The following is a 20365-nucleotide window of genomic DNA, read 5'->3' on the forward strand; positions in this document are numbered from 1 at the left end:
GTTCGTTATGATGCAGCACTTAGGGGCTCAATTTTCCTATAGGCCGGTAGTGGCATAGAGGTCAATGACCTTCAACTTTTTTACAGATTACCGGGTTGGTATGCCGAAGCACGTGGTCGTTATCAAACATCACGAGTCTGGCTTACCTTTCTTAACCGGAGATTCGAATAATGAACACCCATCTTTCTCTTTTAGAAGACCAGTTTGTCAATATGGCATATATCACCAACCTGACTGGTTTAACGGACAAGTGGTTCTATAAGCTAATTAAAGATGATGTTTTCCCAAAACCAATAAAAATGGGTCGTAGCTCCCGCTGGCTAAAAAGCGAAGTTGAAGCCTGGCTCCAGGAACGTATTAACCAATCCCGTAAATAACCTCAATCCGAACTAAAGTTGCAGTACGAAGACAGCTATCCGGCTCCCCGGAGATTTTCTGCTGCCTGTAATTTAAGCCAGAAGGAATATAAACGATGAAAGACTATAAACCGCGTTACGAAGAACTTCAAAAATGCTACCAGACTTGGTTGACGGATTTTACGAAGCTGACTGTCCGGCACGGAATGTGCCATCAAAACATATATCACTATCATAGTCTGACGGTTGGCTGTCTAAATTTTCATGGTAAAGAAGCTGTTATTGCTATTGTGCCCCACTGGCTACACCGGCTTATTTACGGAAAGGCAACGGCGGCATCATTATCGATAGATGATGACCTGAGCGTAAGCTTATTAACGCAGGAGCACTTGTTGGCCCATCATCCCATGCTTGAAGGCGTTCTGCTTTCCGAATGTGTCCGTTTGAAACACCGTTCACTGGCAAATAAGCTCACCAGCCTGTTTCAGCAGTTTAGAGGGACTGAGTTGCGTCTAAAGCTTGTCTGGCTGTGCTGGTACGATTTGATGTTGGGGAATTGTCTTGCTGACTGGATTGAAAGTCTCAAGTTCAAAACAAGCGAGAAGGTAAATAACTGGGTTAATGACCGACAGGCTGAGAACCATATGCTTACCAGCATGATGGATGAGTACGTCTGTTTTGCCTACCGTACTGTACTCGATCCGCTGATTTGAGCCTCAAGCCTTGTTCTGTAAGGGCTAAGAAATGTTCAGGGAGTTAAAATTAATATCGGTTAATTAATATAATTAATAGGTACTCCCTTTTTATATTCCTCATAAACCTGTCTACAGATCTGCTCATTAATAATCCATCCCTCAGCTTCTTGCCGGGGGATCACCCTCCTCTACATGGCTGCTCCAAGCAGCGGCCAGGAAATAACCACATGAATATTGAACGATCCTGGACACCAGACTGGTTTCTGGAGTCTGTCTTGAACTGGCATACGGATAGTATGATCAACCGGTATGCTTGCCTGCGGGCTATTCGAATAGACCTGTTCTACAAAAATGGAACGCCAAGATATGTACAACCCGGACACCACCAACTGGAACTGGATATCCAATTATTAATGAAAAACATGATGAGTCTGCGAGCCGTAGTAGGTTATTTTTGGGTCATAGAGTGGACTGAGGATCACCGCTACCACGCCCATGCAGTCTTCTGGTTAGATGGTAATCGGACCCAGATAAGCTATCCATGGGCTGCGAAAGCGGGTGAGCTATGGAGCAACATTACAGACAGGGAAGGCTGGCATCACCGTTGCGAATACAAGGAACACTATCGAGCAAATATCAATATCCCTGTTCACTACAACGATCCTGGAAGTATTACCAACATACGGCAGGTACTCGCCTATATGACAAAAATCCAACAGAAGGAGGGGTTGCTACTCCACGGCTGCAATGAAGTACCTGAGCGTCCACTGACAGGTCGTCCACGGCTTCCCCAGCGACTCAACTGAACAGGTATGCAGGTTTATCTGCTGCAGGATACGATCTAATGCCCAATGCGGCAGACCAGAAAACGATTACTGCAGCACAACAAATAATCAAATTTTACTAATGCACACAGATAGAGGTAACTGGCATAGCCTTTCTGCCATCGTGAAACCACTTATCGGAAGAGTCATAACTGGATCTGATATAGATGCAGTCGTTGTGAACAAATTGCGGTAAAATCTCGTCAACAGCAGTTGCTAAGAATCGAACTCAGGATAAAAAAAATGACAAGCTTTCAACAGCGTGCAGAACTACATCGCCAAATCTGGGCTATCGCCAACGATGTCAGAGGCTCGGTAGATGGATGGGACTTTAAGCAGTATGTCCTTGGTGCACTTTTCTACCGCTTTATTAGTGAAAACTTCTCCAATTACATCGAAGCCGGTGATGACAGCATCCACTATGCTGAGCTGGATGACAGTATCATTACCGATGACATTAAAGATGATGCCATCAAAACTAAAGGCTATTTCATTTACCCGAGCCAGCTATTCTGCAATGTTGCTGCTAAAGCGAATACTAACGATAGGCTGAATGCTGATTTAAACAGTATTTTTGTCGCCATTGAAAGCTCAGCTTACGGTTACCCGTCTGAAGCTGACATCAAAGGCCTGTTTGCTGATTTTGACACCACCAGTAACCGCTTGGGTAATACTGTTAAAGACAAAAATAGCCGCCTGGCTGCCGTGCTGAAAGGCGTAGAAGGTTTAAAACTGGGAAACTTTGACGACCACCAGATTGACTTGTTTGGTGATGCATACGAGTTTCTGATTTCCAACTATGCGGCGAATGCCGGTAAGTCAGGCGGAGAGTTCTTCACACCACAGCACGTTTCAAAACTGATTGCACAACTGGCAATGCACGGTCAGACCCACGTTAACAAAATCTACGACCCGGCAGCAGGCTCGGGCTCACTGCTGCTGCAGGCGAAGAAACATTTTGATAACCACATCATCGAAGAAGGTTTCTTTGGTCAGGAAATAAACCATACGACGTTCAACTTGGCACGTATGAACATGTTTCTGCACAACATCAACTACGACAAATTTGATATCAGACTGGGCAATACCCTGACTGAACCACACTTTGGCGACGAAAAGCCGTTTGATGCGATTGTGTCGAACCCGCCGTATTCGGTGAAATGGATTGGCAGCGACGATCCGACTTTGATTAACGATGAGCGTTTTGCTCCGGCAGGTATGTTGGCTCCAAAATCAAAAGCTGACTTTGCGTTTGTGCTTCATGCGCTGAACTATCTGTCCGCCAAAGGCCGTGCAGCAATAGTTTGCTTTCCTGGCATTTTCTACCGTGGTGGCGCGGAGCAAAAAATCCGTCAGTATCTGGTCGATAACAACTATGTTGAGACGGTGATTTCACTCGCGCCAAACCTGTTCTTTGGTACCACCATTGCCGTTAATATTCTGGTGCTGTCAAAGCATAAAACAGATACCAATGTGCAATTCATCGATGCCAGCGGTTTGTTTAAAAAAGAAACCAATAACAACATTCTCACCGATGACCATATCGCTCAAATCATGCAGGTTTTCAGCAGCAAATCAGATGTTGACCATCTGGCGAAATCAGTGCCCTCCGAAAAAGTGGCCGGGAATGATTACAACCTGTCTGTCAGCAGCTACGTGGAAGCCAAAGACACCCGAGAAATCATTGATATTACGGAACTTAATGCCGAATTGAAAACTACCGTCCGGAAAATCGACCAGTTACGTAAAGACATTGATGCGGTTGTCGCTGAAATTGAAGGTAGTGAGGTGCAGGAATGAGTGAACTGAGTTATCTGACTAAGCTGCTTGATGGTGATAGCGCTGAATGGGTGTCTTTGAGGGAAATAGCCGAATACTCAACTACCCGAGTCGATGCTATTAAACTTGACGCTACTTCATTCACTGGAGTGGACAATCTCATTTCCAACAAAGGTGGGCGTATCGATGCAAATTATCTGCCGAATACTGCCCGTTTGACCGCATATGAACCAGGGGATATTCTTCTTGGTAATATTCGACCATATTTGAAAAAAGTTTGGTTGGCTACGCATTCAGGCGGGTGCAGCGGTGATGTTCTTGCAGTCCGTATTCGTTATGAATGCAGGTCTTTCGTAAATCCGAAGTTTTTATATTTTATTTTATCATCTGATGCATTCTTCTCATACAGCATGCAGCATGCAAAAGGTGCAAAAATGCCACGAGGAAGCAAAGCCGATATATTAAACTATGAAATCCCAATCCCTTGTCCGAGCAATCCGGAAAAATCCCTTGCCATCCAGTCTGAAATCGTCCGGATTCTGGATACATTTACTGCACTTACCGCTGAGCTTACCGCTGAGCTTACCGCTGAGCTTACCATGCGTAAAAAGCAGTACAACTACTATTGCGAGCAGTTGCTGAGTTTTGATGATGGTGGGGCTGAGTGGAAAACATTAGGAGAGTTGGCAGAGAATCTTGACGCCAAAAGAAAGCCAATCACTAGTGGTTTGAGGGAAGCAGGGAAAATACCTTATTACGGAGCATCAGGGATTGTCGATTATGTAAAAGATTATATTTTCGATGGCGACTTTCTATTAGTATCAGAAGATGGCGCAAACCTGTTGGCTCGCAATACTCCGATAGCGTTCAGTATCAGTGGTAAGACTTGGGTGAACAATCATGCTCATGTGCTTAAATTCGATACCTATGCAGCAAGAAGATACGTTGAGTACTATCTGAATAGTATTGACTTAACAACCTACATTTCAGGTGCCGCACAACCTAAGCTGAATAAGAAAAACCTAGAGAGCATCCGTATCCCAAATCCGCCGCCAGAAGAAAAGGAGAGGATCGTTTCAATCCTCGATAAGTTTGATGCATTAACAAACTCCATCACTGAAGGCCTTCCTCGCGAAATCGAGCTCCGCCAGAAACAGTACGAATATTATCGTGACATGTTATTTAGCTTTCCGAAGCCGGATGTAGTAGAGGCGTGACATGAGCAAGACACTCCTGGAAATAGCCCAACAGCTAAGTACGCCTAAGAAAGTCAAGAAAACTGTCTCTGAAAAAACAAAGGAAGTTGAAGAGACCAGGCCCGTACCAAAGGTGCAGTTAATCTACGCTTTCAATGGCACAGGCAAGACACGTCTTTCCCGGGATTTCAAGCAATGGATTACGTCCAAAGTCATTGACGGAGAAGGTGATGACGAAGCTGAACAGTCGGAGTTTTCGCGCAAAAAAATCCTTTATTACAATGCTTTCACTGAGGACTTGTTTTACTGGGATAACGATCTGCAAGAAGACGCCGAGCCGAAGCTGAAGGTGCAGCCTAATTCTTATACAAACTGGTTGCTGACCTTGCTAAAAGATTTGGGACAGGATAGCAATATCGTCCGTTATTTCCAGCGCTATGCGAACGACAAGCTAACGCCACACTTCAATCCAGATTTTACCGAAGTCGCTTTTTCTATGGAACGCGGCAATGATGAGCGTTCCGCCCATATCAAGTTATCCAAAGGTGAAGAAAGCAACTTCATCTGGAGTGTGTTTTACACCCTACTGGATCAAGTGGTCACAATTCTCAATGTCGCCGACCCAGATGCGCGCGAAACCCCCGCATTTGATCAACTGGAGTATGTATTCATTGATGATCCCGTCAGCTCTCTAGATGATAACCATTTGATTGAACTGGCGGTTAATCTTGCGGGGCTGATCAAATCCAGTGAATCCGATTTGAAGTTCATTATCACGACACATAGCCCAATCTTTTATAATGTACTTTTCAATGAGTTGAACGGTAAAGCTTGCTACATGTTGGAGAGTTTTGAAGATGGTACATTTACCCTCACAGAAAAATATGGCGACTCTAACAGGAGTTTTTCCTACCATCTCCATCTAAAGCAAACAATCGAACAGGCAATTGCTGACAACAACGTTGAAAGATATCACTTCACGTTACTGCGCAATCTTTATGAGAAAACGGCCAGCTTTCTGGGCTACCCTAAATGGTCTGAACTCTTGCCTGACGACAAGCAGCTTTATTTGAGCAGAATAATCAATTTTACCAGCCACAGCACGCTATCGAATGAAGCCGTTGCGGAGCCAACGCAAGCGGAGAAAGCGACTGTCAAACTGTTGCTCGATCACTTGAAGAACAACTGTGGCTTCTGGCAGCAGGAACAAAAAAATGGTTGATTGCACCAAGCCAATTGCTGAGTCCAATAATTTTATCATTTTGGACAAATACAACCCGGACTGGAAGATTACCGAGAGCTACCAGAGCGAAGGTGATCTGGAGCGTGAGCTGATTCAGGATTTAGTCAACCAGGGCTATGAATACCTGCCAACCCTGAACAACACCAAGGCTATGCTCGCCAATGTCAGGGAGCAGTTGCAAAGCCTTAACAATGTGGAGTTCTTGGAGGCTGAATGGCGTCGCTTTGTGGAAACCTGGATGGACAAGCCCAGCGATGGCGTTGTCGAAAAGGCCCGCAAGATTCATGATGATTATGTTCATGATTTCGTCTTCGACGATGGCCGTATTCAGAATATCTATCTGCTGGATAGAAAAAACATCCTTCGCAATAAAGTGCAGGTCATCAAGCAGTTTGAACAAGCAGGCACGCACGCCAATCGCTACGATGTCACCATTCTGGTCAATGGCCTGCCGCTGGTACAAATTGAGTTGAAAAAACGCGGTGTAGCGATTCGTGAAGCTTTTAACCAGATACACCGTTACAGCAAGGAAAGCTTTAACAGTGACAATTCGCTGTTTAAATACCTGCAACTGTTTGTCATTTCCAACGGTACCGATACCCGTTACTTTGCCAATACCACTAAACGAGATAAGAACAGTTTCGATTTCACCATGAACTGGGCGAAGTCTGATAATGCGCTGATTAAAGACCTGAAGGACTTTACTGCCACTTTTTTCCAGAAGCATACCCTGCTCAAGGTGCTGTTTAACTACAGTGTGTTTGACAGTAGCCAGACGCTGCTGGTGATGCGCCCCTATCAGATTGCTGCCACTGAGCGAATCTTATGGAAAATTAACAGTTCCTTTAAAGCAAAGAACTGGTCAAAACCGGAAAGCGGGGGATTTATCTGGCACACCACCGGATCAGGTAAAACCCTGACCAGCTTTAAGGCCGCTCGTCTGGCAACCGAACTGGATTTTATTGATAAAGTATTCTTTGTCGTGGACAGAAAAGACCTCGATTACCAGACAATGAAAGAGTATCAACGCTTCTCGCCGGACAGCGTTAATGGTTCTGACAATACTGCAGGCCTTAAACGAAATCTGGATAAAAATGATAATAAAATAATCGTCACAACGATTCAGAAGCTGAATAACCTGATGAAAGCGGAAGCCGACTTATCCGTCTATCAACAACAGGTCGTCTTCATCTTCGATGAGTGCCACCGCAGCCAGTTCGGTGAAGCACAGAAGAACCTAAAAAAGAAATTCAAACGTTTTTACCAGTTCGGTTTTACCGGTACCCCGATTTTTGCCGGTAAAAATGCTTTGGGCGCAGAAGATACAAAAAGCGTCTTCGGCGTGGAGCTACATTCTTACATCATCACCGATGCCATTCGGGATGAAAAAGTACTGAAATTTAAAGTCGATTACAATGATGTCCGACCGCAGTTTAAAGCATTAGAAACCGAAACTGATGAGAGAAAACTCAATGCAGCTGAAAATAGACAGGCCCTGCTTCACCCAATGCGAATTCGCGAAGTTACGCACTATATCCTGAAAAACTTCCGCCAAAAAACGCACCGAGCGTTTTCTGGTGCAACAGGTTTTAATGCTATGTTTGCCGTCAGCAGTGTAGATGCAGCAAAAGCTTACTACGAAGCCTTCAAAAACATCCAGCAGGCAGCCCTCGAGCAAGATAACCACTACAAACCATTGACGGTTGCCACTATCTTTTCTTATGCCGCCAATGAAGAGCAGGATGCAGTCGGGGATATTAGCGATGAAAGCTTTGATGTTACTGCCATGAACAGCAGTGCTCGGGAGTTTCTGGAATCGGCTATTAGAGATTATAACTCCACCTTTAAAACCAACTTCAGTACCGATGGAAACAGTTTTCAAAACTACTACCGTGACCTTGCGAAACGGGTTAAGGGGCAAGAAGTTGATCTGCTGATAGTAGTCGGCATGTTCTTGACTGGCTTTGATGCCCCAGCGCTCAATACATTATTTGTGGACAAGAACCTGCGCTACCACGGGCTGATGCAGGCATTTTCCCGCACTAACCGGATTTACAATGCAACAAAGACCTTTGGGAACATTGTCACCTTCCGTGACTTAGAACAGGCGACCATCGATGCCATCACTCTGTTCGGAAAAAGCAATACCCGAAGCATGGTGATGGAAAAAAGTTATGCCGAATACATGGACGGCTTTACGGACAGTTTAACCGGCGAGGCGAGACGCGGTTTTATGGATATCGTAACCGAACTGGAGACTCGCTTTCCAAACCCTGCAGGTATCGAATCCGAAAAAGAGAAAAAGGCTTTCGTTAAATTGTTCGGAGAATACCTGCGAGCAGAGAACGTACTGCAAAACTATGATGAATTTACCACGCTGAAAGCCTTGCAAACCGTTGACCTCAGCGATCCAGTCGCTACAGAAGAGTTTAAAGCGGAACATTATCTGGACGATGAGCAATTCGCTGAGCTACAGATAATTCGCTTACCAACTGAGCGTAAAATTCAGGACTATCGTTCAAGTTACAACGATATCCGCGAGTGGCAGCGCCGTGAACGTGAGGCTAATGAAAAAGACAACAGCACGGTTGACTGGGATGATGTGGTCTTTGAGGTGGATTTGCTAAAATCGCAGGAAATTAACCTCGATTATATTATTGGACTAATTTACGACTACCACCAAAAGAATACCGATAAAGCAACAATGAAAGATGAAGTGAAACGGTTAATCCGCGCAAGTGTAGGCAACCGGGCAAAAGAAGGATTGATAGTTAATTTTATCGAACAGACGAATCTCAATGATATGCCGAGCAAAGAGAGCATTATTGAAGCTTTCTATACCTTTGCCCAGCAGGCCCAACAGCTTGAAGCTGAAGCCTTGATCAAGGAGGAAAACCTGAATGATGAGGCTGCCAGACGTTATATCAGAAACTCGCTGAAGCGAGAGTATGCAACGGAAAACGGTACGGCACTGAATGATACACTGCCTAAACTCAGTCCATTAAACCCTCAGTACAAAACAAAAAAACAAACGGTCTTTCAAAAGATAAGTGCCTTTATTGAGAAGTTTAAAGGTGTAGGCGGACAGTTTTAGATTTAGCCGCAAGGGGGACCATGAGGCCCCCTTACGGAGTTATTTCATCTAACTCACCTAAATACCAAAGATTCTTGAACACAAGCGCGTGGAACTAAATTGGGTGTACTTACAGTGGACCTAAACTGATTAGCAAGGTTAAAATGGAAGGTAATCCATTCTATTAGTTAGGTAAACGTGCTATGCCCATTAGCCAAAGAGTAAAACGGATTGTTTGGGTCAGAGATGGTGGCTGCTGCGCAATTTGCAGGGAAAGGCTCCTAGTAGAAGACGAAAATGGACTATCATCTCAGTTTATTGGAGAGGTGGCTCATATTGTTGCAGAGCAGCCAGAAGGCCCAAGAGGAGATTCACCACTGAATCTTAAGCAAAGGAATCATGAATCAAACTTGTTACTTCTTTGTTGTAATCATCACACAGAAATTGACTCTGGGGTAGACAATTTCCCTATAGAGCGTCTTCATAAAATCCAACGAGAGCATTCCCTTTGGTTAGAAGAAAAATTTAAAGTTGAAAATCCCTGGAAGACCAAATTACATAATTTTTACTATCTAAATATTCCAAGGCTGTTAACCCTAGCCGCCCACGCAGGCATTAAAGTTGATCTGTCTGAATACAATAAAATTATTGCATTACACGAGTTAGGATGGAATTTAAATTACCTGATGATGGCATTTGAAAATCTCTTTAAAAAGATAGAGGTAAAAGCCATTACTGCTGAAAAGCTAGTAGAGCTTGGAAATCAGGCCAGGGGGGCAATTGTTGCCTTCGATCAGCAATTCCGCACAAAGAATATAGAAATGCCCAGTTCTTTAGGCGCATATGCACAGGCTATTCGTGGGGATGCTTCGAGAGATCCGCAAATCTACACCTATTTTTCAGGGATAAAGGCAACGCTTATTATTGATCCTCGCTGGATTACTACTACAACTGCTTTTGTCCAATTCCGACCTTCAGGTGGGCGTGGGAATTTTGCTGGATTAGGTATTGTTAATCATATTGATAAGTCTCGTATCAGCATTACACCATTGGTGGTTGGATTACCTTCTAACCCCTTTATTGAAGCTTTGTATGGCCCAATATAATTCTTAAATTAGGTCTTATCTTTTTGGTAAGGCCTAATTTTCGTTATATCGGAGTAGATAAAGCATATTCTTATGCCATAGCCCACAGAACGCAGAGCGCAGAGCGCAGAGCACAATTGATCTTTACATCACCATCGTTATCTTTCACTGCACGGGTGTTTGCCTCTGGTTATTCTGAACACCCCACTACCCAATATAAATCACAGTTAGTAATATTTTTTGCCACATTGCATATTGTAGTTTATTAGCTAATAATCGCAAAAATAAGCCATGTTTTTTAAAAGAACAGTTTTGGTAAACTACCCCCCATTTGTATAAATTTATTCTATTGCATTTGGTGAGCACGCACACGCTCACCTTTATCATATTTACTATCCCATCAATTCGCAGAAAGAACTTCTAAATCTCACTCATTCTAAATACCTCGCTGTTCATCCATTCACATTATGTCTGTTTCGCAATCATATTTCTTATTGAAACATTAGAGCGAATTATCTATTCCAGAGCGCTTTGTGTATTTTTCCTGTCTGGTGATAATCTGAAACCAGATCGATAAACTCTTTAAAATCCTTGTTCTCAACCACCAAGCGGTTGACGGATTGCCAATCAATACTTGTTCGCTCTCGTGCAGGAATCAGCGTTTGACTATTACCGGGATCTTGCGGATTAAGAAGGATCACACCAATACCATGCAATGCACACAACATCTGCAGTTCTCTTTCTACACCACGCTGCTTATCTTCATTTATTTCGGTCGCGACAAGATAACCAAAATGGGCCCAGCTTGAATTGCTCACTGCCTGGAAGAAACATTCTCGAACATTGCTACGGTTAAGCTGACGTTTTACCTCAAAAGACCACAGACGGGTTAAACGCCCTTCGCTATACCGTACGCAGTTTTGCACAACGCTATCCCAACCTTTATCAAGAGGCTGCAAAGCAACAATATCCGGATAAAGCCAATGGTTTGCCCCAAGACCTTTGTTATTGCTTGAACGCTTTTCATCGATACGACGGCAAAGCAATTCTTCTTCTTCTGAAAGGTACTCAATCAAAAGCGGGTAAAGAGCATGCTCAGAAAAAGCTACCGTCTCAGCAGACGGAGTCGGAGCAATATCAAAAGATGACTCTGGTTGCATGCCATTATCGATTTGCTTACCCCAGTAATAAAGCCTGGGCCGAGGTTTGTCACGCGTCATAACCTGAGGACACATCGCTTTTGCTTGAACGGTTCTGCTCCCACCGACTTCAGCAGCTATTTGACTCAAGAAATCTTCATCACTGGCGAATCGAGGATTTTGACGCTTTACAGCAAGCTCTGCGCCATAGTGATCAATGATTTTTTGGGCAAGCTGACGGGCTGTAAATTGCTCATCAGGATTAGCCTGAAGAACATTAATAATCATCTGTGGGCGACTAGTCATGGCTCCTGCCTTTAATGTAACAGTAAGAACGCTTCTATCTGAATGAATGGCTAAATCTCAGATGCTGCTTTTCTGATGAAACAGTGTAAAACTACCTATCACTTGAACCAAGCTTACAATATGAGTTTTTGGCATTGAACAACAAATTTCATTACAAAAACGAACACCGCATCAGAAGCCATGTTAAATAAAAAAATAAGGTATATCAGACACATACCTTAAATACATCTAATCATTCCATGCTTAATTTGGCAAAATCAAACGGACTCACCGCCTTCTCACGATTCGCATCAAGAAAATCAGCCCACCACTGTAGCATCAATCTGCGCTCATCCAGATGCTCGGCCTTATGAATATAAGCCGCACGCACAGAGTTACGCTCCATATGGCTCATCTGCCGTTCAACCGCATCCCTCGACCACAATCCCGATTCTATCAACGAGCTACATGCCATCGTCCTGAAACCATGCCCACAAACCTCTATCTTAGTGTCATAACCCATAACGCGCAGAGCCTTGTTTACCGTATTTTCACTCATCGGTTTACGATGGTCGTGATCGCCAATGAAAACGAAATCGCGATCGCCACTAAGTTTGTGTACCTGTTTAAGGATTGCTAACGCCTGACGAGATAACGGCACCAAATGAGGTGTACGCATTTTTGAGCCACGCTGGGAGTGCTTTATCCCTTCAATAGCCTCGCGCTCTGCGGGTATCGTCCACATTGATGTTTCAAAATCAATCTCAGACCAACGAGCAAAACGCAATTCGCTGGAGCGGATGAAGACAAGGAGGGTTAACTCAACGGCAAGACGAGTCAAAGGCCTGCCGGTATAGCTATCAATGCGCTGAAGCAGTTCGGGAGTACGTCTCAACTCTAACGCAGGCCTATGCTGCCGGTTACTTGAAGCAACAGCACCGGCCATCTCCTGTGCCGGATTATAATCAAGCAAACCACTTTGTACGGCATAACGCATAATTGCCGTAGTTCGCTGTTGCAGCCGTGATGCGACCTCAAGACGTCCAGACATCTCTACGGCTTTTATCGGTGCTAACAAATCCCGTGTTTTAAGTTCGGCTATATTACGTTTGCCAATGGCTGGAAAGAGATTGTCCTCCAGGCTTTTCAGCACTCGTCGGCTATGTTCTTCCGACCACTTTTTATTCGTGGCGTGCCACTCAATAGCAAGTTGTTCGAAAGTACGCGCTTCTTCCAGCTCAACCCTATCATTTTTCTTTTTATCTCCCGGATCGATGCTGTTTGCCAAAAGCTTACGCGCTTCGTCGCGGCGTGATCTAGCATCCGCCAATGTGATTTCAGGATATACCCCAAGTGCCAGCATCTTTTGCTTGCCGTCAAAACGGTACTGCAAACGCCAGTACTTAGAACCATTAGGATGGACGAGAAGATGCATACCGTTGCCATCGGTCAGCTTATATTGCTTATCCATTGGCTTGGCTGTTCTGACTTTGATATCTGTTAGAGCCATGCTTATCCCCTCCCTGTTGGTACAAGCATTATCGAATCGGAAATACCATCATCTGTACCAACATCTGTTGGTAGATGTACGTTGAAGTCGGTTGACCTTGAGAGAGTTAATATAGCGAGAAAGGTAGGTAAATGCTGGATTTTAGACATAAAAAAAGACCTCAGTTGAGGTCTATTTACATACTAATGGTGCCGAAGGCCGGACTCGAACCGGCACGTATTTCTACGGTTGATTTTGAATCAACTGCGTCTACCGATTTCGCCACTTCGGCACTGAAGGGGATGCGGAAACGTTGTGGATTATACCTGTCGCGCGCCGCCATGCAAGCGACGACGCGCTAAACCCGCGCTAAGTGCCCAAAAAACCAGCGCCCTTCGTCAGTCCAGCTCAGACACCGCCAGCCGAATCACCCCCGCCGCCTTCTGCTCCGGCAGCGCCAGCACCTTCGCCCACATCTCCTGCACCATATCGCAGGAAAGCTTCTCTTTGCCCGCCGCCTTCTCCGGCATCTGCAGCAGCTGGATGTCCTCGCCGTACTTATCGGCAAGTGCCTTCATAATCGGTCGCACGTCCTCGACAGCCGCCTCGCGTTCGGCCGGGGTCACGGTGTGGCGGTTTTTGCCGTAGGCCGCGCGCATCATGTCGGCGTCGGCCTGCATGCGCCGCGCCATCAGGTCTTTATCCAGCATGCGCATCGGGTTCACGCCGCCCTTCACCGTCGGGTAGAGGAAGCGGAAGCAGGCGTCGTCGCTCACCTTCTGGATGGCGGCGGTTTGCTCCATGTTAATGGTCATGTAGTTAACCACATTGGCGTCCGGAGCGTTTTGCAGGCGCGACATCTGCAGATGCAGGATCTGCGGCTGGATGGTGTCGATAATCTGCTGCTCCGGCTCGCCCGCTTTTTGCAGGGCGGCCATCTGGTCGAGGATGCGCTGATGCAGCGCGGGCTCCTGCTCCTTAATCACCTGCCAGGCGGGCATCGCGTTAAGAGCGGAATCCATCTGCCGTTCCGGAGCGCGCTGCCTGTCGAAGAACATCCAGAACGCCACGGCGGCGGCCACCACAACAACCATCACGGTACGGGTCCACGTTTTATTCATCTCGCATCCTTATCCTTGAGTTGTGCCGGTTTACACCGGCACGCCGCTGTGGAAGCGAAACTCGTGGTCCGGTGTCGAGATAAGTGTGGCTTCAATTTCGCCAAAAAGCTGTATGCGCGGTGAGATATCGTCGTCGCTCACCTGCTGGGCCAGCGTCAGGTAGTCCTGATGGTGGCGCGCTTCCGAGCGCAGCAGCGAGAGATAGAACTTCTGCAGGTCGTCGTCGAGGAACGGGGCCAGCGCGGCGAAGCGTTCGCACGAGCGGGCTTCGATGTAAGCGCCGCAGATGAGCTTGTCGATTAGCGTTAGCGGTTCGTGGGTGCGCACTTCCTTCAGCATCCCTTTGGCGTAGCGGCTGGCGGTGATTTTGACGTACGGAATGTTGCGGGCCAGCATCGCCTCGCGCACCTGCCAGAAGTGGTGCAGCTCCTCTTTAATCAGCAGCACCATGCTGTCGATGAGCGCCTGGCCCCACGGGTCGTCGGTTTTGGGCATCACGCTTTTGCCAATCTGCCGGTGCAGGGCGATGAAGTCCGGCTCCGGGCCGTCGCGGAAGGTGAACTGTTCGTAGGGTTTGAGCCAGTCGAGCAGCGCGTCGGCACCGCTTTCGTCGGCGACGTATTTACGCACCAGCAGCAACGCGGTCTGGGCGGCCTTGAGCTCGCACACCATGTGGTCGGTGAGCAGCAGCGGCAGGTTCGCCGGGTCGCGGGCTTTATCAATCCATGCTTGCGGGGTCGGACACTGGAGGAAGTTGAGTACGGGGGCGAGTATCTGCGGGTAATCCATGGTTCTGCCTTGAAAAAGCGGTGGCGCGCGCCACCGCCTGAATCACTTAGTGACGCACGCCGTCGTCGTCTTCGTCGACGTAATCTTCGTCGTCGCCTTCTTCGCCGTCTTCACCGTTCGGATCTTCGAAGTAGGTTCCCCAGCCGTCGTATTCCACTTCAAACTTCTCGGCCAGGTTCATCAGCTGTTCTACCTGCGCGTCGATCAGCTCTGCCTTCAGCGCGCCTTCGCTCAGGATGTCGCAGCAGATGACGGTGTCGCCCTCTTCCACTTCCAGCTCTTCCGGCTCGGTCACTTCGTAACCCAGCTTGAAGGCTTCCACGGCCAGTTTTTCCAGCGCGTCGAAATCATCCGCAGAGAAATGGTGCTCGATGGTGTACAGCGCGTCCGGATCGCTACCGTCTTCCAGCAGTTCTTCAATAATCAGACGCGTCTCTTCGCGTTGCTCTTCCAGGTGTTCCGGGTTTGCCATGGCTCAATCCTCTTTAAAGTGCGGCAGATACTTCTATTTTCACACACGGACGGGTTTGCCTCCACCTTTGTAAGAAAGAATTGTGAAACGGGGTTGCAAATGAATAATTACACATATAAGGTGAATTTTAATTCAATAAGTGGCGTTCGCCATGCGAGGATAAAATGTCCGATTTATACAAAAAACACTTTCTGAAACTGCTCGACTTTACCCCTGCACAGTTCACCTCTCTGCTGACCCTTGCCGCACAACTCAAAGCCGATAAAAAAAATGGCAAGGAAGTACAGAAGCTTACCGGTAAAAACATCGCGCTCATCTTCGAAAAAGACTCGACCCGTACACGTTGCTCTTTCGAAGTTGCCGCATTTGACCAGGGCGCGCGCGTCACCTATTTAGGGCCGAGCGGCAGCCAGATTGGGCATAAAGAGTCAATTAAGGACACCGCGCGGGTTCTCGGGCGGATGTACGACGGCATTCAGTATCGCGGCCACGGCCAGGAAGTGGTCGAAACGCTGGCGCAGTATGCGGGCGTGCCGGTGTGGAACGGGCTGACCAACGAGTTCCACCCGACCCAGCTGCTGGCGGACCTGCTGACCATGCAGGAGCACCTGCCGGGCAAGGCGTTTAACGAGATGACGCTGGTCTACGCGGGCGACGCGCGCAACAACATGGGCAACTCGATGCTGGAAGCGGCGGCGCTGACCGGGCTGGATCTGCGCCTGGTGGCCCCGAAGGCCTGCTGGCCGGAAGAGAGCCTGGTGGCGGAGTGCAGCGCGCTGGCGGAGAAGCACGGCGGGAAGATCACCCTGACGGAAGACGTGGCGGCGGGCGTGAAGGGCGCGGACTTTATCTATACCGACGTGTGGGTGTCGATGGGCGAAGCCAAAGAGAAGTGGGCGGAGCGGATCGCGCTGCTGCGCGGGTATCAGGTGAACGCGCAGATGATGGCGCTGACCGGCAACCCTAACGTGAAGTTCCTGCACTGTCTGCCGGCGTTCCATGACGACCAGACCACGCTCGGCAAGCAGATGGCGAAAGAGTTCGATCTGCACGGCGGGATGGAAGTGACGGACGAGGTGTTTGAGTCGGCGGCGAGCATCGTGTTCGACCAGGCGGAAAACCGGATGCATACGATTAAAGCGGTGATGGTGGCGACGCTTGGGGAGTGAGCCCCTCTCCCACCTTGAGATGGTGATTATCTGCTGAATTATTTTCAGCAGATAATCATTTCCAGTTTACGCGCAGAAAAAATCATTTTACTGACGCTTCCTCAGATAAGCATCAACCATAATATGTATTTATGATTTTATTAACCATTATTTATTAGATTGATGATGGTTAATATTAGATCATTATCAATTACAAACCATTGTAAATATTCGGTGTAATGTTTCCTTATTACTACGTTTCGTTAATAAAATAAGGATTATTTTATGTCATGGAATAAGCATGAAGCTGTGTCATATGCCCGCAGCCACGCACATCATAACAGTACGGGTTACTGCGCTCGCGCCGTCGCTGCAGCTATTCGTGCCGGAGGTTTGAAAATTGATGGTGCTGATGCAAAAAACTTCTGGCGCTCTCTTGAGAAGGCAGGATTCAGCAAGGTGTACGGCACACCCATTGAGGGTGATGTCGCAGTTATTGACGCATTACCAGGTGCGCATCAGAATGGGCATGCATGTATCTACGACGGATCGGGTACCTGGTATTCAGATTTTAAACAGAACAGCCTTTATCCCGGCCAGACATATCGGAAGATACAGCCAAAAATAACCCTTTACAGGCACTACTGATATGAAAAATATCTTACTGCTTCTCTTTATATTTTCTTTCTCTGTAATGGCTGGCCACTCTGACCCGATTGAGCGTGCTGTAAAATTTAACAGCTGGTACGTTAATCAAATTAATAAAGATGCATTTCCCATTACTGATGGAAACGAAATAGATAAATATGTCACAGCATCAACAATAAAAAAACTCCGACACGCGCATGATCCTCGCTATGCAGACGAAGAGTTTTACGAGGCCGATATATTTTTAAAAGCGCAATACATCGGCGATGACTGGCCGCAGAACGTAACTGCCATAGCCGGGGATACCGATCCAGTCTGTGTCAACGTATACATTGCATTCGGTAAAAAGCAGGACCACGTAGTCATAGACTGCATGGTTAAAGAAAACAACTTATGGAAGGTGCAGTCGGTTTCTGCAGTTGAATTTTCAAGAAACCTGACTATACCGAACTGAGCCAAACAACGTACTGACAATGATAATGAATCGGTGCGCTCTTCTTGCCGGGTGTCGCTTCGCTTACCCGGCCTACAAAACCCGTAGGCCCGTGCAAGCGAAGCGCCGCCGGGCAAACCGGCTCCATTTCATTGATTTTTCACCCCGAAAAAGGTACGTTTTCGCCTTAATTCCAGCGTGGACATGCCAGCATTATGCCGATTATTCAGTCTGTTGAACGTGCGTTGCAGATCCTCGACCTGTTCAACGAGCAGGCCACCGAGCTTAAGATCACCGACATCAGCAAACTGATGGGGCTGAGCAAGAGTACCCTCCACTCGCTGCTGAAAACCCTGCAGCTTCACGGCTATATCGATCAGAACCCGGAGAACGGCAAATATCGCCTCGGCATGAAGCTGGTCGAGCGCGGCCATTTTGTCGTGGGCTCTATCGATATTCGCCAGAAGGCAAAAGGTTGGCTGACGGAGCTGTCCCGGCGGACCGGGCAGACCACCCATCTGGGGATCCTGGACGGGCGTGAAGGGGTCTATATCGAGAAGATTGAAGGCAAGCTGGCCGCCATCGCCTATTCGCGCATCGGCCGCCGCCTGCCGGTTCACGCCACCGCCATCGGCAAGGTGCTGATTGCCTGGCTGGGCGAGACCGAGCTGAACACCCTGCTGGAGGGCTATCAGTACACTACCTTTACGCCCGCTACCCTCGACTCTCGCGAAGCCTTAATGAGCGCCCTGACGCAGACCCGCGAGCAGGGCTACGCCCTGGACAGCGAAGAGAACGAGCAGGGCGTGCGCTGCGTGGCGGTGCCGGTGTGGAACCACGAGTCCCGCGTCATCGCCGCACTGAGCCTCTCGACGCTGACCTCCCGCGTGGACGATGCGGAGCTGGCTAATTTCCGCGTGCAGCTTCAGCAGGCCGGGCTCGCGCTCTCGCGCGCGCTGGGCTACCCGGCCTGAGCCGTTAGGCCGGCTCGTAGGTGAAGTAGTCGAAGTCCGCGTGGCAGCCGTCGCCGCTGATGTCCTCGCAGTGCAGCCCCACAAACGCGCCGGTGAAGAAGCCGCGCCCGCCGATGTAGTCGTCCGACAGCTTCCACGCCTCATAGGTGACCGGCACGGCGTGCCACGTCTCGCCGTCGAACGAGTAGCTGTAGCGGTAGACCAGCGTATCCACGTCCACCCGCAGCCAGACGCTCTCCGCATGTTCCGGCACCGGAATGGGCTGCTCGTGCAGCGGCCACGACGGCACGTTGTGGTCGAGCTGGATAACTTTGATGGTTCTGCCCTGCCCCTCCTCGAAGTCCACAAAGCAGTAGCTCCAGTTTTTGCTGTTGTAGTAGCAGGTCAGCCCCGCGCTCTGCTGGAAGTGAACCGGCGAGAACTGCATCCGCGTCTCCGCCCGGAAGGTGAAGTGCTGCCAGCGGCGCGCCACGGTCGACTGGGTAAAGGTCGAGTTGAGCGAGTCGTTGCCGTAGAGCCGTAAATAGCCGGGGCGCGCGGTGAGCGAGCCGAGGGTGTCGTCGAACGGAATGCGCAGGGTCTGCAGCTCCGGGTCAAGCGAACTGGCGTCGAAATCGTCCCGCCAGCTGCTCTGAACGGCAGCGGGCTGCTCGGCCACCTGCGGGCCGTTCACGGTCAGCTGCGCGTGCTTGCCGCCTTCCACGTACGGCCAGCCGTCGCGCCATTCAATGCGGGCGATTCCGGTCTCTCGCCCCAGCGGGCAGTATCCGCGTCCGCCGGAAGCCAGCAGCGGCACGCCGGGCAGGCGCAGCGGGCGGCTGGTGAGGTAGGCCATGTACCATTCACCCGTATGCGTCTGCAGCAGCGAGCCGTGGCCGCTCTTCTGCAGCGGGTTCTCCGGCAGGTGCCAGCTGGTCATCATCGTCACGTCCGGGTGCAGCTCGTACGGCCCGTCGATGTTTTTTGAACGCAGCACCACAACCGCGTGCTCGTAGCTGGTGCCGCCCTCGGCGACCATCAGGTAGTACCATCCCGCGTGGCGATACAGGTGCGCGCCTTCGGTGTAGCAGAGCGGCGTGCCGGTAAACAGCGTTTTGCGCTCGGGCGAGAGGGTGCCGGTTTGCGGGTCAAACTCCTGCATCACGATGGTGTTGTGCGGGTTGCTGTGGTGGCGCGGCCCCCACGGGCGGTAGATATAGTATTTTCGGCCATCGTCGTCGTGGAACAGGGACGGGTCAAACCCGCCGTTGCCCATCGGGATCGGCTCGCTCCACGGCCCCTCGATGGACGGCGTGGTGACGAGGTAGTTGCGGCCGTTTTTCCACGGCGAGTCGACAATCTTCACGTCGGTGTAGAGCAGCCAGAATTTACCGTCGGCATAGCTCAGGCACGGCGCCCAGATGCCGCCGGAGTCCGGGTTGCCCTTCATGTCCAGCATCGACACGCGGTCCAGCGGGGTGCTGACCAGCGACCAGTTTTTCAGGTCGCGGGAGTGGTAGATGCGCACGCCCGGGAACCACTCGAAGGTCGAGGTGGCGATGTAGTAGTCCTCGCCCTGGCGGCACAGGGACGGGTCCGGGTTGAAGCCGGTGAGTATCGGGTTAGTGATTTCCATA

At 48.9% G+C, this 20365-nt stretch carries 19 protein-coding genes and 1 tRNA gene; 13 read left to right on the plus strand and 7 right to left on the minus strand.

The window, feature by feature from the left end:
- Positions 1 to 170 precede the first annotated feature (170 nt).
- The 8 genes from BJ885_RS17865 to BJ885_RS17900 all read left to right on the plus strand — a co-directional run bounded on the left by BJ885_RS17865 (position 171) and on the right by BJ885_RS17900 (position 10272).
- Positions 171 to 377 carry an AlpA family transcriptional regulator gene (locus BJ885_RS17865; protein WP_121932397.1) on the plus strand — a complete coding sequence of 69 codons (207 nt, stop codon included), beginning with the start codon at positions 171 to 173 and terminating at the stop codon, positions 375 to 377.
- 95 nt (positions 378 to 472) lie between these two features.
- Positions 473 to 1069, plus strand: a complete 597-nt coding sequence (locus BJ885_RS17870) for a hypothetical protein (protein ID WP_121932396.1) — start codon at positions 473 to 475, stop codon at positions 1067 to 1069.
- 209 nt (positions 1070 to 1278) lie between these two features.
- Positions 1279 to 1857, plus strand: coding sequence for an inovirus-type Gp2 protein (locus BJ885_RS17875; protein ID WP_121932395.1), 579 nt, complete (start codon positions 1279 to 1281; stop codon positions 1855 to 1857).
- A 261-nt stretch (positions 1858 to 2118) separates the two neighbouring features.
- On the plus strand, positions 2119 to 3675 hold the full coding sequence (locus BJ885_RS17880) for a type I restriction-modification system subunit M (RefSeq protein WP_121932394.1): 1557 nt from the start codon (positions 2119 to 2121) through the stop codon (positions 3673 to 3675).
- Positions 3672 to 4871 carry a restriction endonuclease subunit S gene (locus BJ885_RS17885; protein WP_121932393.1) on the plus strand — a complete coding sequence of 400 codons (1200 nt, stop codon included), beginning with the start codon at positions 3672 to 3674 and terminating at the stop codon, positions 4869 to 4871. Before BJ885_RS17880 ends, BJ885_RS17885 begins: the two co-directional genes overlap by 4 nt.
- Position 4872: 1 nt before the next feature.
- Complete coding sequence (locus BJ885_RS17890; RefSeq protein WP_121932392.1) at positions 4873 to 6072, plus strand: AAA family ATPase; 1200 nt, start codon at positions 4873 to 4875, stop codon at positions 6070 to 6072.
- Entirely contained in the window at positions 6065 to 9187 is a 3123-nt protein-coding gene (locus BJ885_RS17895) for an HsdR family type I site-specific deoxyribonuclease (protein ID WP_121932391.1), read from the plus strand. Before BJ885_RS17890 ends, BJ885_RS17895 begins: the two co-directional genes overlap by 8 nt.
- 182 nt (positions 9188 to 9369) lie before the next feature.
- Positions 9370 to 10272, plus strand: coding sequence for an HNH endonuclease (locus BJ885_RS17900; RefSeq protein ID WP_121932390.1), 903 nt, complete (start codon positions 9370 to 9372; stop codon positions 10270 to 10272).
- A 491-nt stretch (positions 10273 to 10763) separates the two neighbouring features.
- Here the strand turns inward: BJ885_RS17900 and BJ885_RS17905 are convergent, their stop codons facing one another.
- The 6 genes from BJ885_RS17905 to rraB all read right to left on the minus strand — a co-directional run bounded on the left by BJ885_RS17905 (position 10764) and on the right by rraB (position 15546).
- The gene (locus BJ885_RS17905; protein WP_121932389.1) at positions 10764 to 11696 is read right to left on the minus strand and encodes a COG2958 family protein; all 933 of its coding nucleotides are present in this window, start codon (positions 11694 to 11696) and stop codon (positions 10764 to 10766) included.
- 232 nt (positions 11697 to 11928) lie between these two features.
- Positions 11929 to 13185 (minus strand): phage integrase central domain-containing protein, encoded by a 1257-nt coding sequence (locus BJ885_RS17910; RefSeq protein ID WP_121932388.1) that lies wholly within the window; start codon positions 13183 to 13185, stop codon positions 11929 to 11931.
- A gap of 186 nt (positions 13186 to 13371) precedes the next feature.
- A tRNA-Leu gene (locus BJ885_RS17915) sits at positions 13372 to 13456 on the minus strand.
- A gap of 106 nt (positions 13457 to 13562) precedes the next feature.
- Positions 13563 to 14285, minus strand: a complete 723-nt coding sequence (locus BJ885_RS17920) for a topoisomerase II (RefSeq protein WP_121932387.1) — start codon at positions 14283 to 14285, stop codon at positions 13563 to 13565.
- A 30-nt stretch (positions 14286 to 14315) separates the two neighbouring features.
- Positions 14316 to 15074 carry a tRNA isopentenyl-2-thiomethyl-A-37 hydroxylase MiaE gene (gene miaE, locus BJ885_RS17925; RefSeq protein ID WP_121932386.1) on the minus strand — a complete coding sequence of 253 codons (759 nt, stop codon included), beginning with the start codon at positions 15072 to 15074 and terminating at the stop codon, positions 14316 to 14318.
- Positions 15075 to 15120: 46 nt separating this feature from the next.
- Positions 15121 to 15546 (minus strand): ribonuclease E inhibitor RraB, encoded by a 426-nt coding sequence (gene rraB / locus BJ885_RS17930; RefSeq protein WP_029739283.1) that lies wholly within the window; start codon positions 15544 to 15546, stop codon positions 15121 to 15123.
- Between the two features lie 99 nt (positions 15547 to 15645).
- On the opposite strand from rraB, the gene argL reads away from it, so the two are divergent.
- From argL to xynR, 5 genes are all read left to right on the plus strand, one after another.
- Positions 15646 to 15741: a putative translational regulatory protein ArgL gene (argL, locus tag BJ885_RS23360; RefSeq protein ID WP_211180486.1), complete on the plus strand. Its 96-nt coding sequence runs from the start codon at positions 15646 to 15648 to the stop codon at positions 15739 to 15741.
- Positions 15711 to 16715, plus strand: coding sequence for an ornithine carbamoyltransferase (gene argF, locus BJ885_RS17935; protein ID WP_023299201.1), 1005 nt, complete (start codon positions 15711 to 15713; stop codon positions 16713 to 16715). The genes argL and argF overlap by 31 nt, the downstream gene beginning before the upstream one ends.
- 264 nt (positions 16716 to 16979) lie before the next feature.
- A complete protein-coding gene (locus BJ885_RS17940) occupies positions 16980 to 17342 on the plus strand; it encodes a hypothetical protein (protein WP_033144509.1) in 363 nt (120 codons plus the stop codon).
- 1 nt (position 17343) lies between these two features.
- Positions 17344 to 17796 (plus strand): DUF3828 domain-containing protein, encoded by a 453-nt coding sequence (locus BJ885_RS17945; protein ID WP_121932385.1) that lies wholly within the window; start codon positions 17344 to 17346, stop codon positions 17794 to 17796.
- Positions 17797 to 17990: 194 nt separating this feature from the next.
- The gene (gene xynR, locus BJ885_RS17950) at positions 17991 to 18749 is read left to right on the plus strand and encodes a DNA-binding transcriptional repressor XynR (RefSeq protein WP_121932384.1); all 759 of its coding nucleotides are present in this window, start codon (positions 17991 to 17993) and stop codon (positions 18747 to 18749) included.
- 4 nt (positions 18750 to 18753) lie between these two features.
- Here the strand turns inward: xynR and BJ885_RS17955 are convergent, their stop codons facing one another.
- Positions 18754 to 20364, minus strand: coding sequence for a glycoside hydrolase family 43 protein (locus BJ885_RS17955; RefSeq protein ID WP_121932383.1), 1611 nt, complete (start codon positions 20362 to 20364; stop codon positions 18754 to 18756).
- Between the last annotated feature and the right edge of the window lies 1 nt (position 20365).

Source organism: Enterobacter sp. WP_7_1 (assembly GCF_003688535.1).
In the GTDB taxonomy this organism is placed as follows: domain Bacteria; phylum Pseudomonadota; class Gammaproteobacteria; order Enterobacterales; family Enterobacteriaceae; genus Enterobacter; species Enterobacter asburiae.